The following is a 15,473-nucleotide window of genomic DNA, read 5'->3' as shown; positions in this document are numbered from 1 at the left end:
AATCTGATCAGTCTTTGGCAGGTTCTGCCGTGCTGTCGGTTTCAACACCGCCAGCCAGATAGTCCATCAGCCTGCGGGAAAAGGCGTTAACATCCTTGGGTGCTTCACCATTCTGGATGCTGGCGACGTCCAGCAGAATGTGAGCCAGCGCATCGACCGGCTTCCCTGCTTTCACGAGGGCCGCCAGATGGTGGACAATCGGATGGGCCGGGTTGAGTTCCAGCACCGGTGTCACAGACGGCAGGCTCTGACCGCTCCGCTGCATCAGTTTCTGCAGTTGCAGATCCGGGCCACCTTCCGGCGCGGTCAGTACCATGGCGCTGTTGACCAGACGGTCTGTGGCGCGGATATCGGAGACTGTGTCACCCAGTGCGGTTTTCAGCGCGGGCACCAGCGTGTCCATATCGGCTTTTTCAGCATCGCTTTCTGCCGGAGCACCGAATTTTTCAAGGTCCGTCTGGCCCTGAGCGACATTGCGCAGTGCTTTGCCTTCATACGTGCCCAGACGTTCCGGCCAGAAGGAATCCACCGCGTCAGACAGTAGCAGCACTTCCACACCACGAGCCTTGAAGCCCTCAATCTGCGGGGAAGCTGCCAGTGTTTCTGCGTTGTCGCCCGTCAGGTAGTAAATGGCGTCCTGTTCGGGCTTCATGCGGCTGATGTAAGCGTCCAGAGACGTCAGGCCGTCTACAGCGCTGGAGCGGAACCGGCTGAGTGCCGCCACTTCCGTGCGGTGTGCCGGATCATCCCACATGCCTTCCTTCAGCACGGGGCCGAAGTTTTCCCAGAAGGTTGCGTAGGCTCCTTCATCCTTGGCACGGGTTTTCAGTTCACCCATTACCTTGCCGGTCACGGCCTTGCGGATACGGGCCAGAACCGGAGTAGCCTGAAGCATTTCACGCGAGACGTTGAGCGGCAGATCTTCCGTATCCACAACACCCTGCACAAAGCGCAGCCATGTCGGCAGAATATCAGCTTCATCCGTGATGAACATGCGGCGGACATGCAGGCGCACCCGGCTTTCCCGCGTCTGCTCGGCAAACTCAAACGGACGGCTGCCGGGAATGAACAGCAGGGCAGAGAATTCAATCGTGCCTTCTGCGCGCCAGTGCAGCGTGTCCCACGGCGTATCAAAATTGTGGGTGAGGTGACGATAAAACTCGTTCAGCTGATCTTCGGTAATTTCGCTGCGCGGCTTGCGCCATAGGGCTGTGCCCTCGTTAGCGGCTTCTTCCTTGCCATCTTTGATGATGGTGACGGGCCAGGCAATATGGTCGGACCATTTGCGGATAATGGCTTCCAGACGCCAGCTATCAAGGAACTCGTCTGCGTCTTCCTTGATGTGCAGCGTGATGTCCGTCCCGGCTTTTTCACGCGTGGCGGGTTCCAGCGTGTAGGAGCCTTTGCCGTCAGACGTCCAGCGCCATGCGTCATCCGAGCCTGCGCGACGGGAGACGACATCAACCTTATCCGCCACCATGAACGCGGCATAAAAGCCCACGCCAAACTGGCCGATCAGGTTCGGGCGGTCTTCCGGTTTTGCATCTTCAAGCTTCTGGCCAAAGGCACGGGTGCCGGATTTGGCAATGGTGCCCAGATTGGAGACCAGTTCTTCCTTGCTCATGCCCGCGCCATCGTCGCTGATGGTCAGCAGACGGGCATCTTTTTCCGGGTTGATGCGGATTTTGGCATCTTCCGGCAGGGCGCGTGCGCCATCGGTCAGCGCCTCAAAGCGACGGCGGTCCGTGGCGTCGGCTGCGTTGGCCACCAGCTCGCGCAGAAAAATTTCCCGCTCGGAGTAGAGCGAATGCACAACAAGATCGAGCAGCCGCCCGACTTCTGCGCTGAATTCCCGTGTTTCGCTGCCCTGTGTGGGCGTGGTGCCCGTGGCTGATTCAGTCATCTCTTTCCCCGCATTCATGCGTGACATTGCATCATGAGCGCAGCAGCGTTTGCCCTCAGGCCAAATGCCGCCACCTCCTGCATCCCTTAAGAAATGAGATGAACGGGAGAATTTTTCAATATCTCCCGGAGCAGAACGTTATCGGTTTTGCAGCGTTTCAGCCTTGCACTGCCCTGTGCGGAAGAAGGACCATTCCTCACAACTGCTGCCGTCCGGCATGTGACAGACGCCATACTGGCTGCCGGAAGACCCGGTGCGGATTTCCAGCTTGCCACCCGCATCCACGCAATGGACGGAGGCCGGGTTGGCCATGCCAATCAGCTTGCTCCGCTGTGGGGAGGTCGCAGAAGGGGTTTCTGTGGTGCCTGCTGGCGTGCTGTTTTGCGGGGTAAGGCCGTGGGGACGCGCCGTGCCGGTCGGGGCAGGCTGACATGCGGCCAGACCCAGCAGAGCAAGGCCCAGTGCTGCCACGCCAGCGGTTTTCTCATGAAAAGGCATGTGAGCTGTGAAAAATGGTCCGCGCATAAGCCTGTCGTCTCCTGCAAGAGAGTGTTGGATCAAGCTATCATTGGGCAAAGCTACAAGTGAGGCAATATGATACATTGCCCGCCAAACCCAGAAGGGAAGGACAGGCTGATGACGGGATGGACACGATTACGGGCCACCGGGGAACGCCTCTTCCGGCGGCTGTTCGGCCTTAAGCCGCGTGATACCCGGCAACCCCTGGCAGTGTTTACGATGGTCTATAATGAACATCGCATGTTGCCTGTGTGGGCGAATTATTATCGCAGGCAGGCCGGAGCCGGGAATCTTTTTGTGCTGGACCACGGGAGTGACAGCCTGCCTGACCTGCCCGGATGTCAGATTGTTCCGATCCGTCGGGATGAACTGGACGAAGTTGACCGCTGTGCGCAGATTGAAGCGTTCCAGAAGAAACTGCTTGAATCGTATCACTACGTTCTTTTCACGGATTGTGATGAGTTTCTGGTTGCTGACCCTGCGCGCTATCCGTCGCTGCGCGCCTATGTTGCGCACGCTCAGCATACAGCTATCCGCTGCGTGGGGGTGGATGTGATCGACTACGCGCCGGACCTGCCTCCTGTGCAATGGGACAAGCCGGTACTGGCTCAGCGGCCTTACGGTGCGGTGCGGAGCTGGTCGTGTAAGACATTGCTTGCCTCTGTGCCGCTCACGTGGACGGCGGGGTTCCATGAGTGCGAAGAACCCGCCACGCTGGACACGGCCTTATGGATGTTCCACCTGAAATATGCTGATCAGACTCACCTTCTCCAGCGCCTTGGTGTGACCCGTAATTTGCAATGGAGTGCCCGTGCCCGCAGTTTGAATCACGGTGTTTCTCATCGGGTGCCGGACCGGAGCATGGTCAATTTCCTGAGAAAATTTCAGGCAACACGCTCAGAAATCTCTCTGGCGGATCTTGATCTGGCCAGTCTTGTGGAATCTGGAGGGGAAAGCAATCTGCACAGAATCCCGGATCGTTTTCTGAAAGCGTTTTAAAAAACGTCTTTCTGGAAAGGGTAGGGGTTACGGGCTCTCCAGTGTGCGCAGGGTGGTAATCATGCCCTCTGTAAGCTGAGAAATGGCGTGTTTGAGAATGGAAAAATCACGGTTTTTCTCGCGTGTTTTTTCATCCATATACAGGCTGCGACGCATTTCGATCTGCAGGGCATGGAGCCCTTCACGCGGGCGGCCATAATGCTGCGTGATGTAACCGCCAGCATAGGGCGTGTTGCGGGATGTTTTAAAACCCAGATCCTGCAGGATCTCTTCCGCTTTGTCGGCCAGAGCGGAAGCGCAGCTGGCACCGTGGACGTCACCCAGAACAAAATCCGGATTTCCGGCCTCCGGCGCGTCTGGCATGGAATGCAGGTCCAGTAGCAGGGCCGTTCCGTGCTGCGCGTGTGTTTGGCGGAGGGCGGTCGCCAGAGCAGCGTGATACGGCATCCAGTAATCCCGGATTCGGAGTGCGGCTTCCATAAAGGGCATGCGTGTCCGATAAATCTGCCGGTTATCCGCAACAATGCGTGGCACAGACCCCAGTCCGGCAAGCCCGCGATGCGTGGCGCGCACAAAAGCTGGAATCGGTGTGTTGAACATGCGCGGGTCCAGATCCCACGCTGCCCGATTTACGTCACAGAAAACGCGCGGGAAGGTCGCGTGGACAAGCATTGGCCCCAGGGTGTGCGCATCGGTGGCCAGTTCTTCCACATAGCTGTCTTCCCCACTGCGCAGAATGGCCAGTGACTGGCGGCTCACCTGCACAAAGGCTTCCGGGTAAAAGCGCCCGGAATGCGGGGAGGCCAGCACCACGGGCGTTGCAGGCTGGCCGGATACCAGCACAGGAGAGGGGGCCTGCACGCGGTCTGCTCCCTCTGGAACGCTGGCTGGCATGCCCGGCAAAACACGGGCCAGACCCCGGTGAATCAGGCTATGCGTAATATTTTTCATCTGACCATCATTGAGGGCTTGCACTTTGAACGCAAGCGCGATAGAACGCGGCCCACGGTCAAAGATGGGCGCATAGCTCAGCGGTAGAGCACTACCTTGACATGGTAGGGGTCACAGGTTCAATCCCTGTTGCGCCCACCATCTTTGACCGGTGATTCCCTCAGAAAATAGCCAATCTTTGTTTGTGTCTCGTTTTAAAAACGGTACACGATCAACCGCCATTGTCTGCTTGTTTGCGCGGTTGGTGGTTAGGAATTGGTTACTGATTTTTCCCTTCTGGGAGGGTGCCCGGACCAACGCCCCACCATTTAATAATCTCCTCTCGATACACCGGCGGCATCAGCTTTGCATACACCGTCACGGTGTTGATGTTGCTCCAATCACCGTCTGCTTTTAGCCGTAGAAGATCTTTGTGAACGCAATAGTGCCACGAGGCCCATGTGTGGCGTAGGTCATGGGGTGTAAACTCCGGGATGAACCGCTGTTTGGTTTTGGTGGAGCCAGTGGGCACCCACTCATGCACCCGGCCCGGCAGTCCGGCCCGGCGGCACGCCCCAGCCCACCCGTTCTTAATCTGCCCGCCATACTGCCTACCGGCGTCGTGGTATCTTTCTCCGATGAGTGTAGTCCCGCGCGTCTTTATCATGGGCCGGAATACGTGACCTTCTTTTGGCTCGATTGTTTGCAGCCACTTCATGACGCCAGGACTTAAATCGAGGTGTCGCTGTCGCCCTTGTTTCTGCCAGACAACTGCCCGAGCCGCGTATAAGTTCACATCCGCCCATTCCAGATCGAGGGCTTCCGATAGGCGGCAACCTGTTCCGAGCAAAAAAACAAACAGGGGCCGCAGGTGAGGGGCTGCGCAGGCAACTAAATCGGTCGCCTGCTCTGGCAGGAGAAATCTTGTAACGGACTGCCCCACGGAAAGAGCGGAAAAGGCAGGCCGGTCGCACCATCCCTGCACCGCACCAAATTCCAAGATGGCTTGCAGGGGCGTTCTGACTGACCTCTTTTTGGTTGCGGGCGAGGCGCGCTCTCCATCCCTGAGAATGGAGGCATAGGCCGCGCGCAGAGACGCATTATTGATGCTGGTGAGCCTTGTGTCTCCAAAATGCTCAACCAGCCTATCCACGTAACGGGAAGTTGCCGGGGAGCGCGGGGCATCCTTGATGTATGCGGTTGCCGCATCGGCAAACGTTATGACAGAGCGGATTCCATAGAGCTGCTCTTGCCAAAGCTCCGCTTCTCTTTTGCGCCTGTATTCTTCCGCGAATTTCCGGTTTGCTGTGCCCGTGCTTTCCAGTATCCGCTTACCCCCGACCGTACCCCTGATAAAGATGTTTTTGGCGTGGGCGAATGTGACGAGCTTGAGGGACATTCCATACTCTCGATAAGGCGTATGTAATCATGTGAGGAGAAGACAAATTTCTTCCCCCATTTACGGTGGGTTGGCCCTCCATTATGCGTCGGGTGCGCGCGCAAATGCTCCAGCAGGCGAGTGCGGCCAATCACACCCCGTAACCTCTCCAACACATCCGGCAGCGTCATCAGGTCAGGCAGCGTCTCACCCATCAACCCCTCCCAACTCAGCAATACGATGTTGCAAATGCAGCATTGCGCCGTGATATCCATGTACGCGCGCCTCAAGTCCATCGACTGCATCGCCCATAAAATCCATGTGCCAGATCTGATTCAGGATCACGCGCTTCCATGGCTCTGAAGCAAACAGAAGGGTGCGCAATGGCCCTTCCTTCTCCAGCATGTCGCCCGGCGAGAGATTGCCCATGGCCGGAACGTCTTGGTGAGAATACCAATCCTCCAAAAACGCCACAGCCTTGCGCAGATCCTCGACCTCGTTGCCCTTGCGACCGGCCCGGTAAACATACTGAAATGCCTGCGCCATGTTTCCGGACATGTACCGTGTCACGTCCCAGACTTGCAGACCGCTTTCAGTTTTATAGTGATTGGGGGCTATTGTGTTCATGGTCAGTAACCCTCGCTGTCTTCGGGCTCGGGGTGGCATTCAATAAGAGTCCCAACCCGGCTGATATTTTCGTTAAGCTGAACTGTTGCCTCAGCGATATCTGGAGCCTCATCAATTCGGGTCAGAAGCGCCATTGCATCTCTGATGGTAAGTGGCAGCGTGATTTCGTAGCGTCCGCAGATCATGCTCCAGCCTCCTCACCCGGCGGGTTGGGTAGAGGTTGCCAGTGGGTGGGAGGGGGATCGAGGAAGACGAGATAGGCCCCGCTTTCTTCATTCGTTTTCCCCTCTTCCGTCACCCAGACGACGTCCTCTGATAAGGCCAGGTCTCTGACGGGCCGCGCCACAAGCCGACTTTTGCCCTGCAGAACCAAGACAGGTTTCAGGCCATCATATTCAGAGATCGGCCTCCAAGCCGCCGCGTCTGCTGCTGCGAGGACGGTCTCAGCGCAGGCGACCCACATGCTTTCCGTGGCAGCATCACTCTCAGAAAACAGGCGCTTCAGTTCTTTTGCAGCCGCCTCAATCCTCGGGTCAGTCATGCGCTTTTCCTCCACATTGTCGAATGGACTTCTCCGCCGGGATAGACATCAAAAGCATAGAATTTTCCACAGTTCGCACATTTGTCTGAACCTTCCGCAACAAAGCCTACGGTTCTGCGGATTGAGTGATGCCAGTCATCAACATATTCTTGTTGGCAGGCGGGGCATTTTGGGCAGCGTGCAATGGCGATATGCAGATGTTTGCTCATCACTTCTTCTCCCGCTCTGCGTCGATGGCATCCCGTAATTCACCGGGATCATAGGTACCGTTAATAATGATTGGCTGATAAGGAGCGTGCTTCCGTACACGGAGAATTTGCGCCGCCAACCAACCCAACCGCTCGCTATCGCGCCCAATCTCCGCCCGCTCTTTCGGAAATAGATGCAAAAACTGTTCCCATCCCGGAGTAGCGATTGATCCCCGCAGCATATTTACGTGCACGGTGGTTGGATCTTTCAAGCTGGCTTCAATCTCCGCCCGCACGCTCTGTTCTGCACGGCGTTCTGCTTCGAGGATTTGCCCTGATAGCCAATTATAAACATTACTTAAACGACAAGCCTGTTCGATCTGCTGGCAAGCTGATTCAATCTGCTCCTCTCTCGTCCTCATGGCGCGTCTCCTAGGTTGCGGATTTTCTGGGCGCATATTTATGCAGTTTTTCAGTCCCTCGCTCATGCTTCCTGGCCTTTCAGGGTTTTCACCTCGTCCTTAACAACCTCAAGAGCCTGCCTTCGCATTTCACGAGCATTCATTTTGGAATAGTCCTCCATGTCGTCAGGAAGCGCGTCGATGGATACTTCGATGTTTTCCAAAGCTGCCCACAACCGATCAATCTCATCATCTTTCCGAGCAATATCCACATGCGCAGCGGCAAGGGCGGCTTGGGCATCGGATTGGCGGACGAGCAATTCAGTCTCATAATTTCCGGAACTCTCAATATCCCCGGAGTAATGCCAAATTGACGTAAATATAGACCTAATATCTCGCGTGCGCATCCCAACCACCTCCAACTCCCCACCCGCAACAGGCGTGCCGATGGCGATGAGGGCTTTGTCATGGCTGTCATCAGGCGCGCCGAATGAGGAAGCATCAATAAGCAATCCGCAATCATCTTCACTCAGCGGCAACCGAACGAATACGGCTGTGGGTTTGGCGGTCATGCCCAATTCCTTTTCAAAGCAGCTTCTGCATAGCAACTAAGTTTTTGCTGATTAGCCCCATGCCCAGGCATAGAGCGTTCCAAATCAAGACTAGAGCGACGGTCGCAAGCTTTAGAACAAACAAATCCGCCGTAATGATTGATTTTTGCACGTTCACCAGTGCGTGGATGATAAGCATTCCCGCCCATAAAGTAGGGCTTGCCTTGTAAGCGCATTCCACACCAACGGCACTCTGCTGTCTGTGCGCTCATGCGCCTTCTCCCGGCAGGACTTCGATCATGTGGATGGTGCGCTTAAGGCAAACCTGAAATTCCTGCGCCTTCTCTGGGCTGTCATAAACTACACGATTCCCGCCGTGGTATTCATTCACCCAAAACTCTCTCTGCACAGGGGCTTCTCTGGCACACATGAGATCAAGAGCGTTTTCCTCTTTTTGAGAGTCTTCAATATTCCCAGTTTTTGTCCATCCATCTAAACTCTCGTAATCCCCAATATATCCCGCCAGAGGATACAAACCCCTTCCGTCTTTCACTTTAAGATCAACGGGCCGCCCATCCCGCGTGCAAAACGGACCCGGATGGTCTTTGCGGTATTCGCCGATGATTTCTAGTTTGGTTTTTTGGGTCATGCGAATTCCCCTTCATTCAACTCAGCAGCCCGTTCGGTGGCGGCCTGTTTGACAAGCTCCATCCGCGCGGCGTCGTGCTTCTCAAGCTGAGACAGCAGCAGGCGGTAATTGTTGGAGCCAGTGATCTTTTGGAGTGCGGAAACGTCAGTCGCAGCATTGATGGCCTGCATCGCGCGCTCAGAGCGGCCCTGTAAATCATCAGGCGCTTGCTGGGCTTTCTCTTCTTTACGCGCCTGCTCCAGCCGCAAGGGTCGAACGGTATAAAGTTTTTTGCTGCCCCGTGTGACCTGCAAGCCGAGTGCCATATCCTTATCCAGTCCGGTCATGTGAGTGATGCGGATTCCACCCACTTTAATGCCGCCGAATTTTACTTCCGGGTCGCGGTGGAGTGTACAGGACTTGCCCGCATATCCTTTGCCATCATTCCCCCATACAGCTACCAGAACGCGGCGCATGGACTTGCACGGATACCAAGGCTTGCCATTGCACCCTTTGTAAAACACCGCGATTGGCTGGTCAGCGTTGCCCTGCTTGACGTCCTCAATCGTTACCGTGATCGGGCCGCCAAGAAGATCGTCAGCATTTAGCTGGTCGGACTTGGCGATGATGGTCTTTGACAGATCAACCATTACAGCATGATCTCCTCTGGATCTGCGCGCCGGACTGTCTCAATCAGGCGCAAGTCTGGGTTTTTCTCGGCTTCTTTGTATTCTTCAATGCGCTGCCGGACTTTTTTCTCAAAATCAGTTGCGGCGCGGATAATGAGATCCTGCATCGCGGCATCAGGGTATGTACGCTTGACGAGCATCTTGCCGCCGCCCATAGCCGGGAAGCTGATGAAATCGAGCCATTTGCGGCCAGACACCAGCAGTCCGGTCTGGATCTGCGGCATGTATTCAATCGGGACCGCCTGAGAGCAGATCGTGTCCATCTGGAAGCCAGACAGGCGCGATTTGCACTCGATCAGACCGTCCTCCCCAACCAGACCATCCGGTGAATATCCCAGCGTAAATCCCCAGCGGTCATCGGCCATGAAGCCAATCTCTGATACGGGCGCGACCTTTTGTGCGTAGAGGATCTTGGCCTCCATTTCATCTTCGTGCCCACGCTGGAATGCATATGCCTGCACGTTCGGGTCACAAATCTTGTTGATGCGCTGGGCGGCGATTTCGTTCACGAGGCGATCAGACGCTTTGCTTTTTGCAATACCCGCGCATGTCGGCGTCAGCAGGTTGCCAACGGTGCTGGCGGTCAGGATACCGCAGCGGGCGGCGAACCATTCATCCGTTCCTTGATCAAGGTCGGAGTAGATTTTTAGGGTCATACCCCGCATCCAATCAAAGCAGGCGCATAGGCCGGGAACCGCCGCATGCGTTCCAGTTCCACAAGCGTTTCGCCGTGTTCACGGAAAGCATGTGCCTCAGCTGGCGTAAGCCGGTCATTCGCGAGACAAGCTTGTGCAGCCTTGACCATGCTTGTCAGTTCATTGCGTTCGCTGTTGCTGAGCATCACACGTACTCCGCAGCTTTTTCAGCATGATCCACGTCATCACGTTCGATCTCATCGGCAATGGCGGGCAATTCAATTGCTGCATCTAACGCGGTCATGCCCGTGCGGCCCTCAATCGCAATCGTTGCGTAATGAAGTTGACCAACCAGAGGTGCAATATCCTCACTCGCCTTGCGGATAATGGCCGCAATTTTCTTGAGGTTCGCTGTTTCTGCCGCCAGCATATTGCTGGACATGCTTTGGTATTTACGAGCAGCGGGGTAGGGGCTCCCAATACCGCCACGCATATTGTCCGGGTATCCACCCATAGACTGAGACATTTCAATTCTCCCTAAGGAAATCATCTGCCGCCAACACGGCCACGAAGCCCGGTCCGCAAACCGGGTGACGCGGGGGTGTCAGGAAAAAATCATGAGAATAAGCATCACCGCATTGGCTAATGTCAGGACGGCGCTAGCGATCATGAGCTTGCTGTCGCTATCCATCACACCAACTCCCCAACCAGCTGACAAACCCCCAGCAGCAGATCGAGCAGGTCGCCCGTGATGCGCTGGCCGGCATCAGTAAACATCAGCACAAACGCGATGCCGCCATAGACCAGCAGCCCCAGAAACGCCTGCACAAAGGGGTTCTCGACGATCAGACCAGCGATGTAGCCTGCGTTGGTTTGGAGTGTTTTGTTGAGAGAGGGAGCATTCCGCTCAACCGTCTGTGTCATTGCCCATCCGCCTGTTGCGTTGTGATGGGTTGACTATGATAGGATTCTTCCTATCATGCAATAGGAAAAATACATTTAGAAAGGAAAAATCCTACCGAAGTAGGAAATTCCTATTTCCACATCCATTTTGCGACCACTCGGCCGCTTATTGAAAGATCTTCAAGAGGCCTTTCGTAAGAGTCATATGCAGGATTTATAGATGATATTTTGACCCGCACAGGATCAGAAGACCCGAACACAACCTCTAAGCGCTTCATGACTATCCCAAGGCCGTCCCACACTACGTAGATGCCGGGAGGAGAAGGGATCTTATGCGACAGGTCTATTAAGACACGCTCTCCAGAATGATAGTCTGGCTCCATGCTATCGCCGCGTACCTGGATAATAGCCAGGCACTGCGTATTGTCTGTAAACGCCTCAAGGAAGCGAGCCGGTATCTGCCATTGATCTACCGGGATATTGCCGTTTTCTGTCGCGATATGGTCGAGCAACGCGCCCGGGCCAGCTCCGGCCTGAACATCAAATTCAGGGATAACAAGGCGTCCATCTTCATGGTTGGGGTTGGTCCACGAGGATGATGTATCCTGCTTCATATCAGCGGGAAGTAATTCCACACGCCGCGGGTCTTCATCGTCACGAAACACATCAGCGGGCACGCCTAACGCCTGACCCAGACTTCTCCTCACATCTTCCTGCAAAGACTGCGGAGAGCCTCGTTTTATATATTGCTGCAAATAAGTGCCGTTCTTCCCAATAGCCTCCGAGAGACTTTTGAGTGTGCAGTCCGGATTCCTATTCATCAGCTCGATCAGAGCGACTCTGGCTTTGTTTAATACAATCATGCCCTATCATCGTCCATAAAATAGGATATTTCCAATAGTAAGTTTCCTATTGCAATGTAGGAAACATCCTACTAGTTTCCTATTCATGGTTAGAGAAGCAGATCCAATCCTGCCTGCCGTGGAGGCGTTTATTGCCCGCGAAGGCATTTCACCGACGTCGTTCGGTAAGAGCGCCATCAATGATCCCGGGCTTGTTCACGGTCTGCGCAAAGGCCGTGAACTGCGCAAGCGCACACGTGACCGAGTGTTTGCGTTTTTATCCAGCCCGAAAATGGCGCCCGCCACACAGGAGGCGCGGTAATGAGCGGAAAATCCACGACTCCCCGTAAGCGCACTCAACAAGAAAGCATCAGACTTATTGCATCTATGCTAAAACAGGGCGCAACCAAAGAACAAATGGCAAAATACCTTAATGTTAAAGTATCCAGCCTTTCTAATTGGATGTCGCCAGCCCGAAAACTAGCTTTTCCTGTATCTCAGGCCGCAGAAAATCCTGCGCCACATATTATTACTGGCCGATCCTCAGAGCCTCTTCCGCATATGAATACCATAGCCATCAATGCCATGTGGAAGGGCTTGGAGCGGTGGCGGAATTTCGCATGAATTCCTATCCGTTAATAATAGCTGGGCGCAGGCATGACTTCGCTTCTCTGGCCAGTAACGCCGCAGCTTCCACAAGCACGGGCGTGATGATGGCCGGGGACGGGTCCTCGTACAAGACGCTCATTAGAGGCATGCGTGTTGCCGCACTCATGGCCTCTGCGCGTGGGTATGAGATGCGCGGTAGCAGCCGCGCTCTCAGAACAGTCAGTGACACAATCAGTTTTTCAAGATCATCAACGAACAAATCAGGTTCCTCCATCCCCTGCACTGACAATGGCAGAGGGGCTTTCCGCCGTGGCGGAAAAATTGAGCATGAGGAAAGAAAATAGAATGTCTGGCGCGGAAACAGTCGCTTTGGAGATGCAGGCAATCATTCGTGACGCAGCCTCTCCGTTTGAGGCGGGCGATACGGTTGGCCGGCAGATCGATCGTGCTGCCCGTCGCCTAGGGATCCCCGTCGGGAAGTGCAAACGCATTTGGTACGGCGAATACAAGACCGTCCTTGCATGGGAGGCAGATCAACTGCGCGCCTGGCACGAGGACTGGCAGAGTCAACAGGTCAGAAAAATGGACCACCAACTGGCAATTCTGAAAGCCAAAATGGAAAACAGGGAATGCTCACATGCTTGATATTTGTGGAAATGGCGTGGATCTGGCTGGCCCAGTTCAGCATCCGTCGCGCGGACCAGTGCCGGGGATGGATCAGGATCATCCGCGGATACTGACCATCTGCGTACCGGGCAAGGCGGTCGGAAAAGGCCGCCCGCGCTTCGGCAATGGCCGGACCTATACCGACAAGAAAACGGAAAATGCAGAAGCCTGGATACGGCATTGCGCCGTCTCTCAAGTTGGAAGCCCGTGCCTTGAAGGGGCGCTGGCTGTGCAGATGGAAATCTATGTGGCAGTGCCGGCCAGTTGGGCAAAGAAGAAGCGTGAAGCCGCTCTTTCCGGCAGCTTGCGGGCCACCGGACGCCCTGATGTAGATAATGTCAGCAAGGCCTTCCTCGATGCGCTGAACGGGATTGTCTGGAAGGACGACGCACAGGTCTGCGACCTGCGGGTAGTGCGGTTGTACGCCGAAATTCCTCAGACAGTTCTGACGACCCGTGAAATCTGACGCCGCTTTTCTGGAACCAGTGCGCAGCACTGGCTCTGGTGATGCGACGTGCATCAAGGCTTTGCCCGGTAGCCCAGACCGGGAATGGAGAACACCGATGGGCAGCAATCGTATCCATCTGAGTGATTTACAAAATATGCCTGAGAGTGCCCTGAGGGCATTGTCTCCAGACATTCTGCGCCTTCTTCAGGATGATCTAAAAAACCGGAAGGTTGAAACAGAATTGCTGGTTGGACGTGTAAACCGTGCATTTGAACTGCGCTATGCCGATACTGTTGAAGGTGAGCGGACCAAGGAAACAGGTCGCGTCCGCGTCCGGGATGGTGAGTATGAAGCCATCTGTGATGTGGATAAAAAAGTGACGTGGGACCAGAAAAAGCTGGCTGCCATTGTTGCGCAGCTTAAGCGTGAAGGTGAGGACGTAAGCGATTACGTGGAAACCACCATCAAGGTACCGGAACGCAAATTCGCGGTGTGGCCGAAGCGCGTGAAGGAAATTTTTGAACCGGCACGCACGGAAAAAGCAGGCTCTCCGAAATGGTCTGTGGAGTTTGCAGCATGAGCATGCTCTCCAAGATCCAGACAGGCGTTGTCCACAAGGCTCCGCGCATCATCGTGTATGGCACACATGGTATTGGCAAAACGTCTCTGGCTGCTGGCGCACCTAATGCGGTGCTGGTTCCGACTGAGGACGGAGCTGATGAAATAGGCGTGGCCCGGTTTCCGCTTTGCACAACCTTCGAAATGATGATGGATGCGCTGGCAGACCTCGCGTTTGAAGAACACGAATTCCAGACGGTCATTCTTGATAGTCTGGATTGGGCCGAACGTCTTGTGTGGGATTATACCTGCCGTCAGAACAATTGGGGCAGCATTGAGCAGCCGGGGTTCGGTAAGGGCTATGTTGAGGCGCTGAACGCCTGGCATCAGGTTATCAATCTGATTAACACCATCCGGGGGCGTAGGATTGCCGTCATCATGCTGGCCCATGCTGAGGTCAAGCATTTTGATGACCCGACCACAGACGGGTATGACCGGTACCAGCCTGCTTTGCATAAGCTGGCCTCTCCCAAATTGCAGGAAGCGGCAGATGCCGTACTGTTCATGGCGTGGAAGGTCGTGACGAACGAAGCCAAAGAGGGCTTTGGACGCAAGATCACCAAAGGTATGGGGAACGGTGCGCGTGTTCTCTATTCCGAGGAACGCCCGGCAGCACTGGCGAAGAACCGCTATGCCATGCCCTACAAGATAGAACTTCCCGGTGCGCCACAGGACATGTGGCAGACCGTCGCGCAACACATCCCCTTCTACAACGCATAATCAAGATCAGGATTAACGAACATGGCTGGCAATCTTTCAGGAATCTTCAATCAGGATCAGGCCCCGGACGCTCCGGAATTTGAACTGCTGCCGCCCGGCGAATATCTGGGCGATATCACCAAGGCTGAGTTGAAGGAAACGCGCTCAGGCGGCTATATGATCGCGTTGACGATCAAGCTGGATAACAACCGCTCTGTTTTCGATAATCTGAACATCCAATGCGCCAGTCAGAAAGCCTCTGAAATCGCACAGGCTAGTCTGAAGAAGATCGGGCAGACAAATGCCAAGGTTATTCAGGACACAGATGATCTGTTGATGTGCCGGGTGCGCGTGAATGTCGGTGTTCAGCCTGGCGATGGGCAGTATGGCCCGCGCAATACGGTGAAATACTATATGGACCCGGCTAAGGGCACGACAGCACCACGTCAGGTTGCACGGTCTGCCGCCGCAGCAGTTACAGCACCGGCAAGCCGTCCTGCAGCAACCTGCCCTGCTGCTCAACCTCCTGCTGAAGGCGGTGGTCGGTGGATGCGTGACCGAAAACCTGCTGACAATCGGACCAGTGAAGAAGTCCTTAAAGACGAAATTCCGTTCTAAGGCAGCCGCCGGGAGCGTAGAGGCCTAGGAAACTTCCGCTCCCGGCCAACCCTCTCCAATGGAAATCAGAGAAGGAGGCAA

General features: G+C 55.2%; 26 protein-coding genes and 1 tRNA gene. 9 read left to right on the top strand and 18 right to left on the bottom strand.

Annotated features, from left to right (window positions below; translation table 11 throughout):
- Nucleotides 1–7: 7 nt before the first annotated feature.
- Nucleotides 8–1,903, bottom strand: coding sequence for a molecular chaperone HtpG (gene htpG / locus KP703_RS06800; RefSeq protein WP_215754248.1), 1,896 nt, complete (start codon nucleotides 1,901–1,903; stop codon nucleotides 8–10).
- A gap of 138 nt (nucleotides 1,904–2,041) precedes the next feature.
- On the bottom strand, nucleotides 2,042–2,428 hold the full coding sequence (locus KP703_RS15595; protein ID WP_252353887.1) for a DUF333 domain-containing protein: 387 nt from the start codon (nucleotides 2,426–2,428) through the stop codon (nucleotides 2,042–2,044).
- Nucleotides 2,429–2,539: 111 nt separating this feature from the next.
- On the opposite strand from KP703_RS15595, the gene KP703_RS06790 reads away from it, so the two are divergent.
- On the top strand, nucleotides 2,540–3,421 hold the full coding sequence (locus KP703_RS06790) for a glycosyltransferase family 2 protein (RefSeq protein WP_215754247.1): 882 nt from the start codon (nucleotides 2,540–2,542) through the stop codon (nucleotides 3,419–3,421).
- 27 nt (nucleotides 3,422–3,448) lie between these two features.
- Here the strand turns inward: KP703_RS06790 and KP703_RS06785 are convergent, their stop codons facing one another.
- Nucleotides 3,449–4,372, bottom strand: coding sequence for an N-formylglutamate amidohydrolase (locus KP703_RS06785; protein ID WP_215754246.1), 924 nt, complete (start codon nucleotides 4,370–4,372; stop codon nucleotides 3,449–3,451).
- Between the two features lie 66 nt (nucleotides 4,373–4,438).
- Between KP703_RS06785 and KP703_RS06780 the strand changes: the two genes are divergently transcribed.
- Nucleotides 4,439–4,513, top strand: a tRNA-Val gene (locus KP703_RS06780).
- A gap of 118 nt (nucleotides 4,514–4,631) precedes the next feature.
- Here the strand turns inward: KP703_RS06780 and xerC are convergent.
- From xerC to KP703_RS06705, 15 genes are all read right to left on the bottom strand, one after another.
- Entirely contained in the window at nucleotides 4,632–5,750 is a 1,119-nt protein-coding gene (xerC, locus tag KP703_RS06775) for a tyrosine recombinase XerC (protein WP_215754245.1), read from the bottom strand.
- Between the two features lie 186 nt (nucleotides 5,751–5,936).
- Nucleotides 5,937–6,356, bottom strand: a complete 420-nt coding sequence (locus tag KP703_RS15590) for a DUF3310 domain-containing protein (RefSeq protein ID WP_252353886.1) — start codon at nucleotides 6,354–6,356, stop codon at nucleotides 5,937–5,939.
- A 2-nt stretch (nucleotides 6,357–6,358) separates the two neighbouring features.
- On the bottom strand, nucleotides 6,359–6,541 hold the full coding sequence (locus tag KP703_RS06765) for a hypothetical protein (protein ID WP_215754244.1): 183 nt from the start codon (nucleotides 6,539–6,541) through the stop codon (nucleotides 6,359–6,361).
- Nucleotides 6,538–6,897 (bottom strand): hypothetical protein, encoded by a 360-nt coding sequence (locus KP703_RS06760; protein ID WP_215754243.1) that lies wholly within the window; start codon nucleotides 6,895–6,897, stop codon nucleotides 6,538–6,540. The genes KP703_RS06765 and KP703_RS06760 overlap by 4 nt, the downstream gene beginning before the upstream one ends.
- Complete coding sequence (locus KP703_RS06755; protein WP_215754242.1) at nucleotides 6,894–7,106, bottom strand: hypothetical protein; 213 nt, start codon at nucleotides 7,104–7,106, stop codon at nucleotides 6,894–6,896. The genes KP703_RS06760 and KP703_RS06755 overlap by 4 nt, the downstream gene beginning before the upstream one ends.
- Entirely contained in the window at nucleotides 7,106–7,573 is a 468-nt protein-coding gene (locus KP703_RS06750; protein WP_215754241.1) for a hypothetical protein, read from the bottom strand. The genes KP703_RS06755 and KP703_RS06750 overlap by 1 nt, the downstream gene beginning before the upstream one ends.
- On the bottom strand, nucleotides 7,570–8,058 hold the full coding sequence (locus tag KP703_RS06745; RefSeq protein ID WP_215754240.1) for a hypothetical protein: 489 nt from the start codon (nucleotides 8,056–8,058) through the stop codon (nucleotides 7,570–7,572). Before KP703_RS06745 ends, KP703_RS06750 begins: the two co-directional genes overlap by 4 nt.
- A complete protein-coding gene (locus KP703_RS06740; RefSeq protein WP_215754239.1) occupies nucleotides 8,055–8,309 on the bottom strand; it encodes a hypothetical protein in 255 nt (84 codons plus the stop codon). The genes KP703_RS06745 and KP703_RS06740 overlap by 4 nt, the downstream gene beginning before the upstream one ends.
- Nucleotides 8,306–8,686: a hypothetical protein gene (locus KP703_RS06735; RefSeq protein ID WP_215754238.1), complete on the bottom strand. Its 381-nt coding sequence runs from the start codon at nucleotides 8,684–8,686 to the stop codon at nucleotides 8,306–8,308. Before KP703_RS06735 ends, KP703_RS06740 begins: the two co-directional genes overlap by 4 nt.
- On the bottom strand, nucleotides 8,683–9,315 hold the full coding sequence (locus tag KP703_RS06730) for a hypothetical protein (RefSeq protein WP_215754237.1): 633 nt from the start codon (nucleotides 9,313–9,315) through the stop codon (nucleotides 8,683–8,685). The genes KP703_RS06735 and KP703_RS06730 overlap by 4 nt, the downstream gene beginning before the upstream one ends.
- Nucleotides 9,315–10,010, bottom strand: a complete 696-nt coding sequence (locus KP703_RS06725) for a lambda exonuclease family protein (RefSeq protein ID WP_215754236.1) — start codon at nucleotides 10,008–10,010, stop codon at nucleotides 9,315–9,317. The genes KP703_RS06730 and KP703_RS06725 overlap by 1 nt, the downstream gene beginning before the upstream one ends.
- Nucleotides 10,007–10,195 carry a hypothetical protein gene (locus KP703_RS06720; RefSeq protein ID WP_215754235.1) on the bottom strand — a complete coding sequence of 63 codons (189 nt, stop codon included), beginning with the start codon at nucleotides 10,193–10,195 and terminating at the stop codon, nucleotides 10,007–10,009. Before KP703_RS06720 ends, KP703_RS06725 begins: the two co-directional genes overlap by 4 nt.
- Entirely contained in the window at nucleotides 10,195–10,515 is a 321-nt protein-coding gene (locus KP703_RS06715; protein WP_215754234.1) for a hypothetical protein, read from the bottom strand. Before KP703_RS06715 ends, KP703_RS06720 begins: the two co-directional genes overlap by 1 nt.
- A gap of 164 nt (nucleotides 10,516–10,679) precedes the next feature.
- Entirely contained in the window at nucleotides 10,680–10,913 is a 234-nt protein-coding gene (locus KP703_RS06710; protein WP_215754233.1) for a hypothetical protein, read from the bottom strand.
- A gap of 110 nt (nucleotides 10,914–11,023) precedes the next feature.
- Nucleotides 11,024–11,755, bottom strand: coding sequence for a S24 family peptidase (locus KP703_RS06705; RefSeq protein ID WP_215754232.1), 732 nt, complete (start codon nucleotides 11,753–11,755; stop codon nucleotides 11,024–11,026).
- An 85-nt stretch (nucleotides 11,756–11,840) separates the two neighbouring features.
- Here KP703_RS06705 and KP703_RS06700 point away from each other — a divergent pair, with 85 nt between their 5' ends.
- From KP703_RS06700 to KP703_RS06670, 7 genes are all read left to right on the top strand, one after another.
- Complete coding sequence (locus KP703_RS06700) at nucleotides 11,841–12,056, top strand: hypothetical protein (RefSeq protein WP_215754231.1); 216 nt, start codon at nucleotides 11,841–11,843, stop codon at nucleotides 12,054–12,056.
- Nucleotides 12,056–12,358, top strand: coding sequence for a hypothetical protein (locus KP703_RS06695; protein WP_215754230.1), 303 nt, complete (start codon nucleotides 12,056–12,058; stop codon nucleotides 12,356–12,358). Before KP703_RS06700 ends, KP703_RS06695 begins: the two co-directional genes overlap by 1 nt.
- 207 nt (nucleotides 12,359–12,565) lie before the next feature.
- Nucleotides 12,566–12,988, top strand: a complete 423-nt coding sequence (locus tag KP703_RS06690; RefSeq protein WP_215754229.1) for a hypothetical protein — start codon at nucleotides 12,566–12,568, stop codon at nucleotides 12,986–12,988.
- Nucleotides 12,981–13,475 (top strand): RusA family crossover junction endodeoxyribonuclease, encoded by a 495-nt coding sequence (locus KP703_RS06685; RefSeq protein WP_215754228.1) that lies wholly within the window; start codon nucleotides 12,981–12,983, stop codon nucleotides 13,473–13,475. The genes KP703_RS06690 and KP703_RS06685 overlap by 8 nt, the downstream gene beginning before the upstream one ends.
- Complete coding sequence (locus KP703_RS06680) at nucleotides 13,465–14,037, top strand: hypothetical protein (protein ID WP_215754227.1); 573 nt, start codon at nucleotides 13,465–13,467, stop codon at nucleotides 14,035–14,037. Before KP703_RS06685 ends, KP703_RS06680 begins: the two co-directional genes overlap by 11 nt.
- Complete coding sequence (locus KP703_RS06675) at nucleotides 14,034–14,795, top strand: ATP-binding protein (RefSeq protein WP_215754226.1); 762 nt, start codon at nucleotides 14,034–14,036, stop codon at nucleotides 14,793–14,795. The genes KP703_RS06680 and KP703_RS06675 overlap by 4 nt, the downstream gene beginning before the upstream one ends.
- 21 nt (nucleotides 14,796–14,816) lie before the next feature.
- Entirely contained in the window at nucleotides 14,817–15,392 is a 576-nt protein-coding gene (locus tag KP703_RS06670) for a DUF669 domain-containing protein (protein WP_215754225.1), read from the top strand.
- The last annotated feature ends 81 nt before the right edge of the window (nucleotides 15,393–15,473 follow it).

The sequence above is a fragment of the Acetobacter sp. P5B1 genome, assembly GCF_018811985.1.
Lineage (GTDB): Bacteria > Pseudomonadota > Alphaproteobacteria > Acetobacterales > Acetobacteraceae > Acetobacter > Acetobacter cerevisiae.
The sequence above is the reverse complement of the archived record's forward strand: the minus strand, read 5'-3'. Positions and strand labels throughout refer to the sequence as shown.

What these genes read in the sequence shown, in the direction of transcription:
- htpG (WP_215754248.1), bottom strand. Translation starts at nt 1,903, where the DNA reads ATGACTGAATCAGCCACGGGCACCACGCCCACACAGGGCAGCGAAACA.
- KP703_RS15595 (WP_252353887.1), bottom strand. Translation starts at nt 2,428, where the DNA reads ATGCGCGGACCATTTTTCACAGCTCACATGCCTTTTCATGAGAAAACC.
- KP703_RS06790 (WP_215754247.1), top strand. Translation starts at nt 2,540, where the DNA reads ATGACGGGATGGACACGATTACGGGCCACCGGGGAACGCCTCTTCCGG.
- KP703_RS06785 (WP_215754246.1), bottom strand. Translation starts at nt 4,372, where the DNA reads ATGAAAAATATTACGCATAGCCTGATTCACCGGGGTCTGGCCCGTGTT.
- xerC (WP_215754245.1), bottom strand. Translation starts at nt 5,750, where the DNA reads ATGTCCCTCAAGCTCGTCACATTCGCCCACGCCAAAAACATCTTTATC.
- KP703_RS15590 (WP_252353886.1), bottom strand. Translation starts at nt 6,356, where the DNA reads ATGAACACAATAGCCCCCAATCACTATAAAACTGAAAGCGGTCTGCAA.
- KP703_RS06765 (WP_215754244.1), bottom strand. Translation starts at nt 6,541, where the DNA reads ATGATCTGCGGACGCTACGAAATCACGCTGCCACTTACCATCAGAGAT.
- KP703_RS06760 (WP_215754243.1), bottom strand. Translation starts at nt 6,897, where the DNA reads ATGACTGACCCGAGGATTGAGGCGGCTGCAAAAGAACTGAAGCGCCTG.
- KP703_RS06755 (WP_215754242.1), bottom strand. Translation starts at nt 7,106, where the DNA reads ATGAGCAAACATCTGCATATCGCCATTGCACGCTGCCCAAAATGCCCC.
- KP703_RS06750 (WP_215754241.1), bottom strand. Translation starts at nt 7,573, where the DNA reads ATGAGCGAGGGACTGAAAAACTGCATAAATATGCGCCCAGAAAATCCG.
- KP703_RS06745 (WP_215754240.1), bottom strand. Translation starts at nt 8,058, where the DNA reads ATGACCGCCAAACCCACAGCCGTATTCGTTCGGTTGCCGCTGAGTGAA.
- KP703_RS06740 (WP_215754239.1), bottom strand. Translation starts at nt 8,309, where the DNA reads ATGAGCGCACAGACAGCAGAGTGCCGTTGGTGTGGAATGCGCTTACAA.
- KP703_RS06735 (WP_215754238.1), bottom strand. Translation starts at nt 8,686, where the DNA reads ATGACCCAAAAAACCAAACTAGAAATCATCGGCGAATACCGCAAAGAC.
- KP703_RS06730 (WP_215754237.1), bottom strand. Translation starts at nt 9,315, where the DNA reads ATGGTTGATCTGTCAAAGACCATCATCGCCAAGTCCGACCAGCTAAAT.
- KP703_RS06725 (WP_215754236.1), bottom strand. Translation starts at nt 10,010, where the DNA reads ATGACCCTAAAAATCTACTCCGACCTTGATCAAGGAACGGATGAATGG.
- KP703_RS06720 (WP_215754235.1), bottom strand. Translation starts at nt 10,195, where the DNA reads ATGCTCAGCAACAGCGAACGCAATGAACTGACAAGCATGGTCAAGGCT.
- KP703_RS06715 (WP_215754234.1), bottom strand. Translation starts at nt 10,515, where the DNA reads ATGTCTCAGTCTATGGGTGGATACCCGGACAATATGCGTGGCGGTATT.
- KP703_RS06710 (WP_215754233.1), bottom strand. Translation starts at nt 10,913, where the DNA reads ATGACACAGACGGTTGAGCGGAATGCTCCCTCTCTCAACAAAACACTC.
- KP703_RS06705 (WP_215754232.1), bottom strand. Translation starts at nt 11,755, where the DNA reads ATGATTGTATTAAACAAAGCCAGAGTCGCTCTGATCGAGCTGATGAAT.
- KP703_RS06700 (WP_215754231.1), top strand. Translation starts at nt 11,841, where the DNA reads ATGGTTAGAGAAGCAGATCCAATCCTGCCTGCCGTGGAGGCGTTTATT.
- KP703_RS06695 (WP_215754230.1), top strand. Translation starts at nt 12,056, where the DNA reads ATGAGCGGAAAATCCACGACTCCCCGTAAGCGCACTCAACAAGAAAGC.
- KP703_RS06685 (WP_215754228.1), top strand. Translation starts at nt 12,981, where the DNA reads ATGCTTGATATTTGTGGAAATGGCGTGGATCTGGCTGGCCCAGTTCAG.
- KP703_RS06675 (WP_215754226.1), top strand. Translation starts at nt 14,034, where the DNA reads ATGAGCATGCTCTCCAAGATCCAGACAGGCGTTGTCCACAAGGCTCCG.
- KP703_RS06670 (WP_215754225.1), top strand. Translation starts at nt 14,817, where the DNA reads ATGGCTGGCAATCTTTCAGGAATCTTCAATCAGGATCAGGCCCCGGAC.